Below are 15,438 nucleotides of genomic sequence, written 5' to 3'. Positions count from 1 at the left end.
AGCCCCGCGGCCGGGCTGAGTGCTTCGATGTCGATGTGAAAGGGTTGGCTGAGGCCTTCTTCGATGCGCACGCGCTGCGCCACCAGCCCCGCCGGGGCCACCCCCGGCAGCGCTTGCGCGTGCAGCCTCAGCAAGCGGCGGTCTTGCTCGATGGGCACGCCAAAGAGGGCCCGCGCGGCTTGTCGCGCCGCGGCGGCTTGGGCCTGGTCCATGCATCCTCCCTGTGGATGGTGTGCTGCTCGCCGTGGCAAGCGGCGCGCAGTATGGACAAGCTCCAGACCTCTTGAAAAGCCAGCATTCCAGGGTTTTACAAACCGTTGCCTCGGTTTGCAGGCGGTTACTGATTGCTGCTCCACTCTGAACGCGCCGTTTCAGCCCCGTCGATGGGGATCGGCCTTGGGGCCGGTGGGGCGCCGCTGAACCGCAGAAGCGACCGGTGTTCGCGTTGGCGCAACACCATCCCCACGCACGGCTCGGCACGGGATCCGTGCCTCGATCATGCTTTGATGTGATGCGGTGGCTCAGCCCAGCCAGCCGCGGCGTTGCAACCAACCGAACAGCGGGCCGGCCAGCAGTACCACGGCGGCCATGCGCGTGACATGGAAAGCGGTGACGATGGGCACGCCCAGCTGCAGTACCTTGGCGGTGATGCACATTTCAGCGATGCCGCCGGGCGAGGTGCCCAGCAACACCGTGGCCGGGTGCAGCCCCATCCCACGGGCCAGCACCCAGGCGAAGCCCGCGCACAACGCGATCATCGCCAGCGTGCCGGCTGCCACCGTGGCCAGCCAACGCGGGGCGGTGCGCAGGAAGGCGGGCGTGAAGCGCGTGCCCAGGGCCACACCGATGAAGACTTGCCCCAGGTGCGTCATCCATGCCGGCAAGGCCGACAGTTCGATGCCGCTAGCCGTGAGCGTGGCAGCCACGGCAAGGGAGCCCAGCACCCATGGGGTGGGTTTGCCCAGGTGCTGCAACAGCAGGGAGCCGACGCACGTCAGTGCGATCAACAGCACGAGCCCGGCGCCATGCACTTGCGCCGGGCCGGGCACGAAGGGATCCAAACCGCGCAGCCCCAGCGCCTGGAAGCCAAACGGGATGAGCAGCACCACCAGCAGGATGCGTACGCTGTGGGCCGAGGCGACCAAGTCCACCCGGCCGCCATGGCGCTCGGCCAGCAGGGCCATCTCCGAGGCGCCGCCGACCGCGCCGGCGAAATAGGTGGTGGCCGCATCCAAGCCCGGCGTGCCGCGGTTCAGGCGCGCCAGCAGCAAGCCGAAGGCCAGCCCCAAGCTCAAAGCCCAGGCGATGCCGGCCAGGATGCCGCCCGCATGGCGAACCACCACGCCGACCACCTGCGGGGTGAAATACAAACCCAAGGCCGTGCCGATCGCCCAGTGTCCGGCATTGCGAAGCGTGCGGCTGCTCTGCAGAGGCCATCCGGCCATGCAGCCGGCGGCTGTGGCAAGCAAAGGGCCAAGCATCCACGGCAAGGGTGTGTGTATGCGCTCACAACACCAGCCAGCTAGCAGGGCCAGCCCCAGCGTGAAGGCCAAGCGCGCCGGCCGCGGCCAGGAGGACAAATGACGGGCGGGGCTCAAATGCGGTGTGCTCGAGACGACATCGAAGGCATGCACTGCCGCGGCGGCCTCACCGAGGTTCCAAGGCCGTTGGCAGCAGCCCGTCATGCTAGCCTGGATCTTTCACAAGGTCGCTGCGGTGTGCGCGGATGTGGGCGCGGTGAAATGGTGTTTGCCGCATGTCAGCGCTCGCACCTGGGATGACAATGAGTGCGCTGCTCGCGCATGGGGACCGCGACGTTGCTGGAAAACCCTATAATGCGAATCGTTCTCATTACAGATGAATGACGTGACTTCTGCCTCTCCTTCGGCCGCGCAGACATGGGCCGACCTGGACGTGCGGCATTTGCCGGGTGCGGGCGAGCCGGGCCTGGGCCGTCGTGAGCGTGTGCTCGCTTTGGCTGCGGTGGTTGCAGCCCACGTGGGTGCCGGTTGGGGGCTGATGCAGATCGAGGCAGTGCGCACCGTCGTGGGTCAGGCGGCCCCGATCTTCGTGGAATTCGTGGTGGCCGCGCCGCCCCCACCGGCCCCGGTGCCGCCGCCTCCTCCGCCTCCACCGCCGCGGCCCGTGGTGCGCAAGCCGCCTCCGCCCGCGCCGGTGATTGCCGCGCCGGCCCCGCCGCAGCCGGCGCCGGCGCCTTTCGTGGTGCCCGAGCCGCCCGCGGAGCCTGCCCCGCCGCCGGAACCCGCCGTGGCCTTGACGCAGCCGGCGCCGCCTGCGCCGCCGGCCCCCCCGGCTCCGCAGCCCAAGACGGTGTCGGCCAGCGCGGTGCAATACCTCACGCCACCGCGGGTGCAGTACCCGATGTTGTCGCGGCGTCTGGGGGAGAAGGGCCGCGTCGTGCTGCTGGTGCTGGTGGATGAGCAGGGCCGACCGCTGCAAGCGCGTGTGCAGACGTCCTCGGGCTACCAAAGGCTGGACGATGCCGCCATCCATGCCATGCGTGGCGCGCGCTTCCGTCCCTATACCGAAAACGGCGTGCCCCAGGCGGTGTGGGTGCCCGCTCCCATCGTTTTTGATTTGGAGAGTTGATCGTGAATTCCGAAACCACCTTGGGCTTTGGCCATTTCATTGCCCAGGCCGATGCCGTGGGCAAGACCTTGCTGGTCGTGTTGCTGCTGATGTCGGCGCTGTCGTGGTATCTGATCCTGATGAAAGGCATCACGGCTTATTTGCGCAAGCGTCGCAGCGAGGCCTTCTTGAATTTCTTTTGGAATGCCAGTTCGCTGGAGCAGGTGCAAAACGAAATCGCCACCCATGGCGTGCGTGATCCCTTCTCGCATCTGACCGCCCACGCGATGCACGCGCAGGCCCATCATGCCAAGTACGGCGCGGCCAAACTGGAGGAAGCCGGCGGCGCGCAAGACTTTCTCACCCGCACGATGAAGAAGGTGTTGGACGAGGAAAACACGCGTTTGGAAAACGGCTTGACCGTGCTGGCCACCATCGGGTCGACTGCGCCTTTCGTCGGTCTGTTCGGGACGGTCTGGGGGGTGTACCATGCGCTGGTGGCCATTGGCATGAGCGGGGCGGGCACCTTGGACAAAGTGGCGGGCCCGGTGGGCGAAGCCCTCATCATGACCGGCTTGGGGTTGGCCGTGGCCATTCCCGCGGTGATGGGCTACAACTGGCTGACCCGCAGCAACCGGGTGCTGGCCGCCAAGCTCGATTCCTTCGCGTTCGATCTGTTCGCTTTCTTGTCCACCGGGCAGGCACTCGGCGGCGGCGCCAAGGCCGAGAACGTGCGTTCGCTCAAGCCGGCGGCTAAGGCCTGAGCGGCGGCCGGGAGTGTTGCGATGGCTTTCGGCAGTTTTGACAACAAGTCCTCCGGCTCGGTGATGTCGGAGATCAACATGGTGCCGCTCATCGACGTGATGTTGGTGCTGTTGGTGATCTTCATCGTCACCGCACCGCTGCTCACGCATTCGGTCAAGCTCGACTTGCCGCAAGTGAGCGCCCATGAAAACCAGCTCAAGCCCGAGAAGGTCGAGTTCGCGATCGACGCGGCAGGCACGCGCTATTGGAACGGCGAGGTGGTCACGCGCGAGCAAGCCATCGAGCGCTTCAAGATCGAAGGCGCGCGGCCCGAGGCCCAGCGGCCCGAAGTGCATTTGCGTGCCGATCAGGCCGTGCCCTATCGTTTCGTGGCCGAAACCTTGGCCGATGCCTCCAAGGCCGGTTTGACCAAGATCGGTTTCATCAGCGAACCCGAGGATCGCTGACCGATCCCGCCCCACCCGGCGGCCTAGCAGGTGGGGGTGGCGGCGCGTACGCCACCGGCCGCATGTCTCCAAGACCCAGGTCCCCGTGCGTGTCCAGTCACGGCCCCAGGCAAGTCCCGTTCACTGGTGGGCAGTTCACTGTTCTCCAGGGGCTCTAGCGGAGCAAGGCCGCCGCCTGCGTTCCGCCTGCGCTTCTGACCCGTCACCGCCAGCTTTACAGAAAGAGAGCCAGCCATGACCCGACACTTCTGGGTACTAGCCCATCGCTACGCCGGCCTGGCGATCGCGGGCTTTCTCGTGATCGCCGGCCTCACCGGCAGCCTGCTCGCCTTCTATGACGAGATCGACACCGCGCTCAACCCGGAGTTGATGCTCGTCGAGGACCGCAGCGATGTGCCGCTGCTCGATCCGCTCGTGCTGCGCGAGCGCGTCGAGCGCGCACTGCCGGGCAACGCCCATCTCGACTACCACCCGCTGCACCGCGAGCCGGGCCGCTCGCACAAGCTCTATGCCTGGCGCCTGGTGGGCCCGGAGGGGGCGCAGACGCTGCGCTTTTACGAGGTGTTCGCCAACCCCTACACCGCCGAAGTGCTGGGCGAGCGGCAGCGCGGCGCCTGGATTTTCGACCGCGCCCATTTCATGCCGCTGGTCTATCAGTTGCACTACGCGCTGACCATTCCCTACCCCTGGGGCATGTGGCTCTTTGGGGTGATCTCCTTCGTGTGGTTGTTCGACAGCTTCGTGGGCTTCTACCTCACCTTGCCCCGTCGCCGCCAGGGCTTCTGGCGCGGCTGGAAGCCGGCCTGGATGGTGAAGTGGTCTGCCAGCGCCTACCGCATCAACTTCGACCTGCACCGCGCGCTGAGCCTGTGGCTGTGGGGCATGTTGATCGTCTATGCGGTCTCCAGCGTGAGCCTGAACCTCAAAGACGAGCTGTACCTGCCGGTGCTCAAGCGCATCGTGCCGACGGTGGATGCGCATGAGCACTTGCCCGATCTGCACCATGCCCCGCTGATGCAGGCCAACATGAGCTGGGAGCAAGCGCGCGAGCGCGGGCGCGAACTGATGGCCGCGCGGGCGGCGCGTCATGGTTTCGTGATCCAGCAAGAAGATGCATTGATGTTTGCCCGCGAACACGGCGCTTGGTACTACTCGGTGATCAGCGATCAGGACTTCGCCGACGACCATGGGCACACCGTCGTCTACTTCTCGGCGCAAGACCCGCATGGCGCCGAACTCGCCTTCGAGCATCCCAAGATCGCGCCGGGCAATACCTTCACGAGCTGGCTGGCCGCCTTGCACATGGGCAAGGTCTTCGGCCTGCCGTACCGGCTCCTCGTGCTCGTGATGGGGCTGGTGGTCGTGGTGCTCAGCGTCACCGGCATCGTGATCTGGTGGCGCAAGCGCCGCGGCCGTCGGGCCGTGCCGGCCGAGGCGGCGGCCTCCGCGACGCCGGCCCCGCGCATGCGCGAAGACCTGGCCTGAACCGCATTCCCTTCCTCAACCTTCCCGGAGTTGTCATGTCCGTGTCCCGGCCGCAGCACCTGGGCCCTCACCCTATCCTGCATGCCCTGGCCCTGTGGCTGGGCGCCACCGCCGCCTGGGCGGCCGACGAGTCCGCCGCAACGGCGGGCGAGGCCCTGCCGGCCGTCACCGTCACCGGCCAATCCGAACGCGCCGCCACCGAAGGCCGCGACAGCTACACCACGCGCGCCACCCACACCGCCACGGGCCTGCGGCTCTCGCCGCGCGAGACGCCGCAGTCCATCAGCGTGGTCACGCGCACGCAGATCGACGACTTCGCGCTGCGCGATGTGCGCGACCTGCTGTCGGCCACCAGCGGCGTGCGCGTCGAGCGGGTCGAGACCGACCGCACCTACTTCAGCGCACGCGGCTTCGACATCACCAACTTCCAGGTCGATGGCCTGGGCCTGCCCTTTGCCACCGGCGACCAGCTCGGCGACATCGACACCGCGCTGTACGACCGCGTCGAGGTGGTGAAAGGCGCCAACGGCCTGAGCTCGTCCACCGGCAACCCCTCGGCCACGGTCAATTTCGTGCGCAAGCGGCCCACACCCGGCTTCCAGGCCGCGGCCGGTCTCACGCTGGGCTCGTGGCACCAGCGCCGCCTCGATGCCGATGTGGGCGGTGGGCTCAACGAGGCCGGCAGCCTGCGGGGCCGCCTCATCGCCGCGGTGGAGGACAGGGATTCCTACCTGGACCGCTACCACCTGCGCAAGACCGTGCTGGGTGCGATGCTCGAAGCCGACCTCGGTCCCGACACCGTGCTGACCGGCGGCGTGAGCCAGCAGCGCAACCGTCCCGAAGGCATCATGTGGGGCGGCCTGCCGCTCCATCGAAGCGACGGCAGCCTGACCAACTACCCGCGCTCGGCCAGCAGCGCGCCCGGGTGGACCTACTGGCACACCGACGACACCCAGGCCTTCGTCGAGCTCGACCACGGCTGGGGCGGCGGCTGGCGCAGCCGGGCCACGGTGCTGCACCGTGAACTCGGCTCCGATGCGGAGCTGTTCTACGTGGCCGGCACCCTCAACCCCGATGGCTCGGGCCTGACCACCTACCCCTCGGCCTACCGCCACCGCGAGCGCCAGTGGATGGCCGATGTGAACCTCAGTGGCCCCTTCACCCTGGCCGGGAGGGAGCACGAGGCGCGTGTGGGCGTGAGCGGGTCGCGCAGCGTCAATGCGTTGCGCTCGAGCTACGCCGGCGTGGGTGAGCCGCTGACCGAGGAGGACATGCTCGACGGCCGCACCCCGCGCCCCGACTTCGACAAGGCGCGGGTCGACGGGTTGGCGGACTTCACCGACCACCGCCGCACGCTCTATGGCGTGGTCCGCTTCCACCTGAGCGACGACTTCAGGCTCATCACCGGCGCCAACCTGACGCAGGCCCGCAGCGACGGCATCCAGTACGGTGAGACCCACCGCTACCGCAAGCTCAAGACCACGCCCTACCTGGGCGCCCTCTACGACCTGGATGCCCACCACACCGTCTATGCGAGCTACACGAAGATCTACAACCCGCAGTTCAAGGTCGATGCGGCCAACCGCGTGCTCGACCCCATCGACGGCCGCAGCGTCGAGGCGGGCCTGAAGGGCGAGTGGTTCGAGGGCCGCCTCCACGGCAGCCTGGCGGTCTTCCGCGTGACGCAGAAGAACGACCCGGTCTATGCCGGCTTCGGCCCGAACGGCAGCTACTACGAGGGCATCGACGCCACCTCCACCGGCTTCGAGCTGGACCTGGCCGGCCGCCTGGGCCGCGACTGGGAACTCGCCGGCAGCTACACCCAGCTGCGTCTGGAGGACGAGGAGGGCAACGCCGCGCGCACCTTCGTGCCGCGACGGATGTTTCGCTTGGCCGCCCGCTACCGGGTGCCGGCCCTGCCGGGCCTGAAGCTGGGCGCGGCCGTGAACTGGCAAAGCCGCAGCTATCGCGACGAGGCCCTGGCCGGCGGCGGCACCGCGCGCGTGCTCCAGGACAGCTACGCCCTGCTCGACCTGATGGCGCGCTACGAGATCAGCCGGCACCTGAGCGCCAGCCTGAACCTGCGCAACGCCACCAACGAGCGCTACATCAACAGCTTGTACTGGTCGCAGAACCACGCTGGGGCGCCCCGCCACGTGAGCGCCAGCCTGAACTGGACGTATTGAGCGCACAGACGGGATCCAGGGTATGCCAAAGCGTAGGACGGGGAGCCGGGCTGCATGGGGTGGACGAAAGTAGATCGCGCGACCTCGATCCCTTTGGCAAGCGGTTGTCACATTCGCTCACGACAAGAGTCTTGTCCCGGGCAGGAGCGGCGGCCTAGACTCGTTGGCTGCCGCATCTAACAAGACTCAAGGAGGTTCCGTTGTCGAAGATCGATCAGGAGGGCATGCTTGTGCATGCCCACGTGCAACATCGTCGGTTTCCCCAGATCGAACACGGGGCCTTAGAGGCCGCTCGCGCGATCGTCATCCATCAAACAGATGCGGCAGACGAGCAGGCAACGTTCTATGCCTATGCCCGTGGCGGGCATGGTGCGCATTTCTTGATCGCGAAAAACGGAACCCTGTACCAGACAGCGAGCCTTTTCAAGCGATGTTTTCATGTGGGGGCACGTATCAAATCACGCTGCCTGGAGCTGTTGAAAACGAACTGTCGCGACCCGGAGATTGCCAAGGCGCTCACCTTGGGATGGTCCGCTCAGATTGCCGCCATCAACGACATCGAAAGGCGCAAGACCTACCCCGACCGCTTCCCGGTCAACAGCGATTCCATCGGTATCGAGCTGGTTGGCAGACACATCGATGAAACGCGCTATGAAGCGGTAACGGCGGAGCAGAATCACCGATTGCAGTGGTTGCTCGACGAGATCTACCGCCACTTTTCCATGACGGCTGCCGATGTCTTCCGCCATCCGCAGGTATCGTACAAACATCCGGACGAGGCGGGGAGTGCCGTATGGCGCTGAGGAGGGTCGCCATGGCGGGGGTGGTTCTCATCAGTGCTTGTGCGACGGGACCGTCAGCATTCAGGGCCGACGCTGTTCGAGACGTTTACGTCGCTGACTTCGAATCCACCGAACCCCAGCGCTGCACCTCGGCCGACGTGCCGAATCGTCATGCAGATGCAGCAGCCTTCTTCCGCCGAGCCAAGCTGGTGGACGCCAAAACCTTGCACGATCACTACGAGCACGCCCCCTGTGCAGCACTCGGGGTACTGCATTACCAAGGACTCACCTGCGCCTGGCGGATCACAGCGGCTTGGACGGGTGTCTTGCGATGCGATGGGCGTGAGTGGCTGCTGGTCTGCGACGATTGCGAAGATCTGCTTCGGCGCTGAAATGCACGCGGAAGACCTCGCTTGGCGCAGTTTTCGACACCCAGTGCCGTGAAGCCGACCAGTTCTTGCGTCGGCCGCGGTGTTCTTTCGCCACTGCCGGCGCGAAGCCCTACGGAGTCTCAGCATCCGGTGGGCCCGCGTTGACGGAGGGCATCTGCTGAGAAGCCGCGAACCAACCGTTCGCAACACCCTTGCCTTAGATCAGGATGTTATTTATGTATGGGTGACTCATAGCTCGAGCGAATGTATGATCCAGCCTCGTTCTGCTGCATTGCAGCAGGACCCGGCCCGCGTCAGCCGCCCGTCTGGCGCTCGCTCGAAGTCTGCGCAGTCTCGCTGTCTTTCCCATCTTCTCGACCATGAGTGCCTTCAACGAAGAACGTGTGCTGAGCGTGCGTCATTGGACCGACCGTCTGTTCAGCTTCAAGACCACTCGCGACCAGGCTTTCCGCTTCCAGAACGGCCATTTCACGATGATCGGTCTGAAAGTCGACGGCAAGCCGCTGCTGCGGGCCTACAGCGTGGCCAGCGCCAATTACGAGGATCATCTCGAGTTTTTCAGCATCAAAGTGCCCAATGGGCCGCTGACCTCACGCTTGCAGCATTTGAAGGAAGGCGACACGATTCTCGTGGGTCGCAAGCCCACCGGCACCTTGCTGCTGGACTATTTGCTGCCCGGCAAGCGCCTGTACCTGTTGGCCACGGGCACGGGGCTGGCGCCGTTCCTCAGCGTGATTCGCGACCCGCACACCTACGAGCGCTTCGAGCAAGTGGTGCTGGTGCATGGCTGCCGTTATGCGGCCGAGCTGGCCTATCAGGATCTCATCACCGAAGAGCTGCCCAAACATGAATTCCTGGGCGAACTGGCTTCCGAGCAGTTGTTGTACTACCCCACGGTCACGCGTGAGCCCTACCGCAACCAGGGCCGCATCACCACGTTGATCGAAACCGGCAAGCTCTTCGAGGACCTCGGCCTGCCCTTGCTCGACCGCGAGCACGACCGCGTGATGATCTGCGGCAGCCCGGCCATGCTGCGGGACCTCAAAGGCATGCTGGATGCGCGCGGCTTCCATGAGGGCAACACCTCGCGGCCTGGCGACTATGTGATCGAGCGCGCCTTCGCCGATCAGTGAGCGGCCCTGCGGCGCACCCGGCCCCTGCGGCCCCTGCCAGAGGCAGGGGCCGCCGTCCATGGGCCGCCGATCCCGCCGCAAGGGTCGGGTCCAGTCGGCCTTGGCGGGCGGTTTGAGCCCGCGCGGGTCCACACGGGACGGAAATCCTGGCGAATCGGTCGAGATCGGTAATACGAATAATTCCCAAATACAATGACGGACTCGATCAAGGAGTCCGTGCATGAAGTCCCTGCTGTTGAGCTTGGTGTGGCTCGTGGCCGTGCCGGCGGCGTTCGCCCAGGCGGCGTCGGCCGCATCGGCCTCGGTGAACCCTGCGGCCGTGACGGCTGCGGCGGTCGTTCGTCATCATGCCGCCCTGGTGCACGCGAGCTACGAGGACACCTTGACGGCGGCTCGGGCGATGCAAAAGGCCATCACGGCGTTCCTGGCGGCGCCCTCGCCGCAGACCCTGGCAGCCGCCCGCCGGGCCTGGCTGGATGCTCGCGAGTTCTATGGCCAAACCGAGGCCTATCGCTTCTATGGCGGCCCGATCGACGACGACCATGGCCCCGAGGGGCGGCTCAACGCCTGGCCGATGGATGAGTCCTATGTGGATTATGTCGAGGGGCGCCCCGATGCCGGCTTGATCAATGATCGCAAGCAGCCTTTGACGAAAAAGGCGCTCATCGAGCTCAACGAGCGCGGCGGAGAGGAAAACATCGCCACCGGCTGGCATGCGATCGAGTTCATGCTCTGGGGGCAGGATCTGTCCGAGACCGGACCGGGCGATCGCAGTTTCGAAGATTTCATCGACGGCAAAAGGCCCAACGCCGACCGCCGGCGCACGTATTTGCGCCTCATCACCGAGATCCTGATCGAGGATCTGACCTCCCTGGTGCGGGCCTGGGCGCCTGGTGTGAAGAACAACTACCGCGCCGCGTTCGAGCGCGGGGGCCAAGAATCGCTGCGCAAGATGTTCGTGGGCCTGGGTTCGCTGTCGCGCGGCGAGCTGGCCGGCGAACGGCTGGAGGTGGCTTTGGCCAGCCAGGATCAGGAAGACGAGCATTCTTGCTTTTCCGACAACACGCACCGGGACGCGGTGGCCAATGCCTTGGGCATCGAAAATGTCTGGCTCGGCCGTTACCGGCGGGCCGATGGTCGAGTGTTGCAAGGCCCCGGCCTGCGTGATCTGGTGGCCGCCCACGATGCCGCCCTGGCCGAGCGCACCACGGCGCAGATTCGTCGCTCGGTGCTGGCCACCGAAGCGATCCAAGCGCCCTTCGACCGTGAAATCATCGGTGGGGCCGATGCACCGGGTCGGCGCCGCATCCAGGCGGCCATCGACAGCTTGACGCAGCAGAGCAAAGACTTGGTCGATGCCGCCGCGGCCATTGGCATCACGCAGCTGACCCTCGTGCAGCCGTGAACGCCCGTGCGTGCCTGTGGCTGGGGCTGGCGTTGTGGGTCAGCCCGGCGGTCCGCTCCGATGTCGTGCCGGACCCTGCCGATCCGCTGGGCGAGCGCACCGGGGGGGCGACCACCGTGTGGGCCACCGGCAAGAACGCGTTTTCGTTTCCGGCGGCCAATCTGAGCGATGCCGAGCGCACGCGCTTCGTGATCGGCAACTCGTTTTTCAAGCGCAACTGGGTGATCGCTCCGGCGTCCACCACTGCGCGCGACGGCCTGGGTCCGCATTTCATCGCCCGCTCCTGCGGCGCCTGCCACGCCATGGATGGCCGCGGTGCGCCGCCGCAGCTGCGCCGAGGGCTCAACGATGAGCAGCCGGTGGCGCTGTTGTTGCGCTTGTCGGTGCCGGGTCGGGATGCGCACGGCGGCCCCCTGCCCGAGCCGGTCTACGGCGATCAGTTCACCAATGCCGCGGTGCCGGGCGTCAAGCCCGAAGGGGAGGTGACGATCCGCTGGAAGCCGGTGCATGGGCGCTTCGCCGACGGCACGCCGTACACCTTGCAGCAACCGATCTATGGCTTTCGCAAGCTGGGTTACGGGCCGATGGCGCGCGACGTGATGCTCAGCCCGCGCATCGCGCCGCAGGTCATCGGCATGGGCTTGCTCGAAGCCATCCCCGAAGCCGAGATCGAGCGCAACGCCGCCGAGCAGGCCGCGATGCCCGGGCCCATCAAGGGCCAGCCGAACCGGGTGTGGGACGTGGTGACCGGCCGCGAAATGATCGGCCGCTTCGGCTGGAAGGCCAATGTGGCCACCGTCGCTCACCAAACGGCCGCAGCGTTTCTCGGGGACATGGGCATCACGTCCTCGTATTTCCCGCAAGAGGCTTGCACGCCTGCGCAAGCCGATTGCTTGGCCGCGCCCCGAGGGGCGCGAGGTCAGGCGCCGGAAATCGACGACAAGACGTTGCAGGACGTGATTTTCTACACCGCTACGCTGGCCCCGCCGGCGCGCCGCCACGCGCGCGATCCGCAGGTGCTGCGCGGCCAGCAGTTGTTTGCGCAAGCGCAGTGCGCGGTGTGTCACCGTCCCAGCTATCGCACGGCGCAGGCGCCGTTTCCGCCGCTGAGCAGCCCGGCGCTGCAAGATCAAACCATCTGGCCCTACACGGATTTGCTGCTGCACGACATGGGCGAGGCGCTGGCCGACGGTCGGCCCGACTTTCGAGCCCATGGCCGTCAGTGGCGCACGCCACCGCTGTGGGGCATCGGGCTGCTGCGCGATGTCAACGGCCACCAGCGTTTGCTGCACGATGGCCGGGCGCGTGGGGTGCTGGAAGCGATCTTGTGGCATGGCGGCGAGGCCGAGGACAGCAAACAACAGGTGCTGCGCATGAGCCGCGAGGATCGGGAGGCCTTGGTGAAGTTCGTGGAGTCGCTGTGAACCGTCGACATGTGTTGGGGGCCCTCGCGCTGGGCATGGCCGGCGGTGCGCAAGCCCAAGCCTCTTGGCAGGTGGTGGCCGTGCCGTTCTATACCCCGGCGGATGTGCTGGTGGGGTGGTATCGGTGGTTTGCGGTCCCTCAGGCGCGTGCCGCCCATGAAGCCGCGCTCGTGCTGGCGCAGACCCTGGGGGCCACGTGCCGCGGCGAGCTCGGCATGGAGCAGGCGCGCCGGCGCTGGGGCGAGGCCGTGGCGGCCTGGGAGCGGCTGTCGGCCGTGGCCACTGGGCCCGTGCTGTGGCGACGCAGCCTGCGGCAGATCGATTTTGCGCCGACCCGGCCGAATCTGATCGAGCGGGCCGTGCGTGCGCAACCGCGCGGGGCCGAGGCGCTGGAACGCATCGGCACGCCGGCCAAGGGCTGGCCCGCGCTGGAGTGGCTGCTGTGGCGTCAGCCCATGGCTGCGGCCAGCCCGGCTTGTGCGTATGCGCAGGAACTGGGGCAGGATCTGACGCGCCACATGCAGGCCCTGCGTGACGACTTCGAGCGCTTGGCGCAGCGCACCCCGCAGGACTGGTCCGAGGCCGAGGTGGCCGCCGGCATGGACGAACTGGTCAATCAATGGGTGGGGGCCGTGGAGCGGCTGCGTTGGGCCGCGATGGAAAAACCCCTGCGTTCCGGCGCCTTGCAGACCCTGCCGCGGCAAACCAGCGGCCGCACGGTCCAGAGCTGGCGCCACCATTGGGAAGCGATCGCGGCCTTGGCGCGTGCCGGCGCGCAGGTGCCGACGCCGGGCGAGGGGCTGGTGTCTTTCGAATCGTATTTGCGCGGTCGCGGGTGGAACGAGCTGGCCGACCGTTGGCGCGCAGCCGTCGAGGGGGCCGAACGCGGTGTGCTGGCGGCCACGCCGCAGCAGCCGGAGACGGTCACCGGGGCTGCGCAGGCGCTGGCGGCCCTCAAACGGCTGGCGGAGTCCGAACTGGCGCCGGCCTTCGATGTGAGGATGGGGTTTTCCGATGCCGATGGCGATTGAGCTCACGCGGCGACGTTTCGGCCTGTGGCTGGGGGCGGCCCTGGGTGGGGCCAGCGCCTGGGCCTGGGCCGAGCCGGGGCCGCGCCTGTTGGCCAGTTGGCGGTTGGCCGACGGGCGCTACCAAGTGGGCTGGCTGCTGGCCGACAGGGCGCAAGGCGCCTGGCGTGTCCACACGGCCGTGGACCTGCCCACCCGGGCGCACGGGGTGTGGATCGGCCCGGACGGCAGCGTGTATGCCGCGGCCCGCCGCCCGGGGGATTGGCTGCTGCGCTGGGCGCCGGCCACATCACCGCGATGGGCCTGGTTGGACCCCGGCCGCAGCCTCAATGGCCATGTGTTGCCCCATCCCGAGGGCCGCGTGGTGTTGACCACCGAAACCGACCTGGACAGCGGCATGGGCCTCGTGGCCGTACGGGATGCAAGGACCTTGGAGGTGATGCAGGAATGGCCCAGCCATGGCCGTGATCCGCATCAGCTGCTGTGGGATCGGCAGCACCCGGACCGCTTGTATGTGGCCAATGGCGGCATCGAGACCCGTCCCGAGACCGGGCGCCGCAAGTGGGGCTTGGACCGCATGGACGCCTCGCTGGTGTGTCTGGACTGGCGTGCCGGGCAGCTGTTGGGGCAATGGCGGTTGCGCGATGAGCGGCTGAGCGTGCGCCACCTGGCATGGAGCGGATCGCGGTTGGGCGTGGCCTTGCAAGCCGAGCACGATGAGGCCACACAGCGCGAGCACGCCCCGGTGCTGGCACTGCTGGAGCCCGAGGGCTTGCGCGCGGTGCCTTTCGATCGGCCGCTGGCCGGCTACGGTGGCGACATCGCCGGCACGGCCGAGGGTTTTGCGGTGGCTTGTCCGCGCGCCGGGGGAGTGGCGCTGTACCACCCCGATGGGCGGGCGCGCGGCTGGGTGCCGCTGAGCGAGGCCTGCGCGTTGGCCGTCGATCCCCAGGAGCGGTTGTGGATGGGCGGGCATCCGGAGGCCGGCTTGGCCACCGAGCGCCTGCGCGTGCCGGCATTGCAGCTGGACAATCACTGGCGGGTCTGAACGACACGCGGCGCCGGAGCCGATGCCGCTTGCCGGTAAGCTTGAGGCTGAGACTCGACCCCCCCGGTTCACATGATCACCGTCCATCATCTCAACAACTCGCGCTCGCAGCGCGTGCTGTGGATGCTCGAAGAGCTGCAGCTGCCTTACGAGATCCGTCACTATCAGCGTCATCCCCAGACCATGCTGGCGCCGCCGCAGTTGCGCCAGGTGCATCCGCTGGGCAAGTCGCCGGTGATCACCGATGGCGAGCTGGTGCTGGCCGAATCCGGCGCCATCTTGGAATACCTGGTGGACCGCTACGGCCAAGGCCGCTTCAAGCCCGCGCCAGGCACGCCCGAGGCGCTGCGCTACACCTTTTGGATGCACTTTGCCGAAGGTTCGGCGATGCCGCCACTGGTGATGAAGCTGGTGTTCGACATGGTGGAGCGCAAGTCGCCGTGGCTGGTGCGTCCGGTGGCTGCGGGCATTGCGCGCAAGGTCAAAGACCTGGTCGTCAGGCCCAACATCGAGCGCCATCTCGAGTTCATGGAGTCCGAACTTGCCGATCGCCCTTGGTTTGCGGGCGATGAGTTCACGGCGGCCGATGTCCAGATGAGCTTCGTGCTGGAGGCGTCGGCCGCACGGGGCGGACTGGACGATCGTTACCCGCTGCTGCGCCATCTGTTGCAGCGCATGCAGGCCCGGCCGGCGTATCAGCGCGCGTTGGCCAAGGGGGGGCCCTATCAGCTCGGCTGAGTCGGGCGGGCGACGCC

The 15,438-nt window shown here is 67.1% G+C and carries 15 protein-coding genes; 13 read left to right on the top strand and 2 right to left on the bottom strand.

The genetic code is table 11. The features are described 5' to 3' along the window. Positions 1–212, bottom strand: a 212-nt coding sequence (locus tag F615_RS0110255) for a hypothetical protein (protein ID WP_026330218.1), incomplete at its 3' end; no start/stop codon positions are given. 309 nt (positions 213–521) lie between these two features. Then, complete coding sequence (locus F615_RS0110250; protein ID WP_019561094.1) at positions 522–1,634, bottom strand: AbrB family protein; 1,113 nt, start codon at positions 1,632–1,634, stop codon at positions 522–524. Between the two features lie 223 nt (positions 1,635–1,857). Here F615_RS0110250 and F615_RS0110245 point away from each other — a divergent pair, with 223 nt between their 5' ends. From F615_RS0110245 to F615_RS0110185, 13 genes are all read left to right on the top strand, one after another. Next, a complete protein-coding gene (locus F615_RS0110245) occupies positions 1,858–2,610 on the top strand; it encodes an energy transducer TonB (RefSeq protein WP_019561093.1) in 753 nt (250 codons plus the stop codon). Then, positions 2,607–3,353 (top strand): MotA/TolQ/ExbB proton channel family protein, encoded by a 747-nt coding sequence (locus F615_RS18235; RefSeq protein WP_019561092.1) that lies wholly within the window; start codon positions 2,607–2,609, stop codon positions 3,351–3,353. Before F615_RS0110245 ends, F615_RS18235 begins: the two co-directional genes overlap by 4 nt. Positions 3,354–3,374: 21 nt before the next feature. Next, positions 3,375–3,800, top strand: a complete 426-nt coding sequence (locus F615_RS0110235) for an ExbD/TolR family protein (RefSeq protein ID WP_019561091.1) — start codon at positions 3,375–3,377, stop codon at positions 3,798–3,800. A gap of 234 nt (positions 3,801–4,034) precedes the next feature. Continuing rightward, a complete protein-coding gene (locus F615_RS18230; protein ID WP_019561090.1) occupies positions 4,035–5,285 on the top strand; it encodes a PepSY-associated TM helix domain-containing protein in 1,251 nt (416 codons plus the stop codon). 35 nt (positions 5,286–5,320) lie between these two features. Beyond that, a complete protein-coding gene (locus F615_RS0110225; protein WP_019561089.1) occupies positions 5,321–7,471 on the top strand; it encodes a TonB-dependent siderophore receptor in 2,151 nt (716 codons plus the stop codon). Positions 7,472–7,671: 200 nt separating this feature from the next. Continuing rightward, positions 7,672–8,274 (top strand): peptidoglycan recognition protein family protein, encoded by a 603-nt coding sequence (locus F615_RS0110220; RefSeq protein ID WP_019561088.1) that lies wholly within the window; start codon positions 7,672–7,674, stop codon positions 8,272–8,274. A gap of 11 nt (positions 8,275–8,285) precedes the next feature. Further along, positions 8,286–8,645, top strand: coding sequence for a hypothetical protein (locus F615_RS0110215; protein ID WP_019561087.1), 360 nt, complete (start codon positions 8,286–8,288; stop codon positions 8,643–8,645). A 359-nt stretch (positions 8,646–9,004) separates the two neighbouring features. Then, positions 9,005–9,778 (top strand): ferredoxin--NADP reductase, encoded by a 774-nt coding sequence (locus F615_RS0110210; RefSeq protein WP_019561086.1) that lies wholly within the window; start codon positions 9,005–9,007, stop codon positions 9,776–9,778. A 220-nt stretch (positions 9,779–9,998) separates the two neighbouring features. Further along, positions 9,999–11,183 (top strand): imelysin family protein, encoded by a 1,185-nt coding sequence (locus tag F615_RS0110205; RefSeq protein WP_019561085.1) that lies wholly within the window; start codon positions 9,999–10,001, stop codon positions 11,181–11,183. Beyond that, complete coding sequence (locus F615_RS0110200; RefSeq protein WP_019561084.1) at positions 11,180–12,607, top strand: di-heme oxidoreductase family protein; 1,428 nt, start codon at positions 11,180–11,182, stop codon at positions 12,605–12,607. Before F615_RS0110205 ends, F615_RS0110200 begins: the two co-directional genes overlap by 4 nt. After that, complete coding sequence (locus tag F615_RS0110195) at positions 12,604–13,638, top strand: imelysin family protein (protein ID WP_019561083.1); 1,035 nt, start codon at positions 12,604–12,606, stop codon at positions 13,636–13,638. Before F615_RS0110200 ends, F615_RS0110195 begins: the two co-directional genes overlap by 4 nt. Beyond that, the gene (locus F615_RS18225) at positions 13,622–14,683 is read left to right on the top strand and encodes a DUF1513 domain-containing protein (RefSeq protein ID WP_019561082.1); all 1,062 of its coding nucleotides are present in this window, start codon (positions 13,622–13,624) and stop codon (positions 14,681–14,683) included. The genes F615_RS0110195 and F615_RS18225 overlap by 17 nt, the downstream gene beginning before the upstream one ends. 72 nt (positions 14,684–14,755) lie before the next feature. Next, positions 14,756–15,421 (top strand): glutathione S-transferase family protein, encoded by a 666-nt coding sequence (locus tag F615_RS0110185; RefSeq protein WP_019561081.1) that lies wholly within the window; start codon positions 14,756–14,758, stop codon positions 15,419–15,421. Positions 15,422–15,438: the final 17 nt, after the last annotated feature.

The sequence above is a fragment of the Caldimonas manganoxidans ATCC BAA-369 genome, from assembly GCF_000381125.1.
Classification (GTDB): Bacteria; Pseudomonadota; Gammaproteobacteria; order Burkholderiales; family Burkholderiaceae_C; genus Caldimonas; species Caldimonas manganoxidans.
This window is presented reverse-complemented; position numbering and strand designations above follow the sequence as displayed.

Bases quoted from the DNA above. Each gene is read 5' to 3' on its own strand.
- F615_RS0110210 (WP_019561086.1), top strand. From the start codon at position 9,005: ATGAGTGCCTTCAACGAAGAACGTGTGCTGAGCGTGCGTCATTGGACC.
- F615_RS18225 (WP_019561082.1), top strand. From the start codon at position 13,622: ATGCCGATGGCGATTGAGCTCACGCGGCGACGTTTCGGCCTGTGGCTG.
- F615_RS0110185 (WP_019561081.1), top strand. From the start codon at position 14,756: ATGATCACCGTCCATCATCTCAACAACTCGCGCTCGCAGCGCGTGCTG.
- F615_RS18230 (WP_019561090.1), top strand. From the start codon at position 4,035: ATGACCCGACACTTCTGGGTACTAGCCCATCGCTACGCCGGCCTGGCG.
- F615_RS0110215 (WP_019561087.1), top strand. From the start codon at position 8,286: ATGGCGGGGGTGGTTCTCATCAGTGCTTGTGCGACGGGACCGTCAGCA.
- F615_RS0110245 (WP_019561093.1), top strand. From the start codon at position 1,858: ATGAATGACGTGACTTCTGCCTCTCCTTCGGCCGCGCAGACATGGGCC.
- F615_RS0110205 (WP_019561085.1), top strand. From the start codon at position 9,999: ATGAAGTCCCTGCTGTTGAGCTTGGTGTGGCTCGTGGCCGTGCCGGCG.
- F615_RS0110225 (WP_019561089.1), top strand. From the start codon at position 5,321: ATGTCCGTGTCCCGGCCGCAGCACCTGGGCCCTCACCCTATCCTGCAT.
- F615_RS0110235 (WP_019561091.1), top strand. From the start codon at position 3,375: ATGGCTTTCGGCAGTTTTGACAACAAGTCCTCCGGCTCGGTGATGTCG.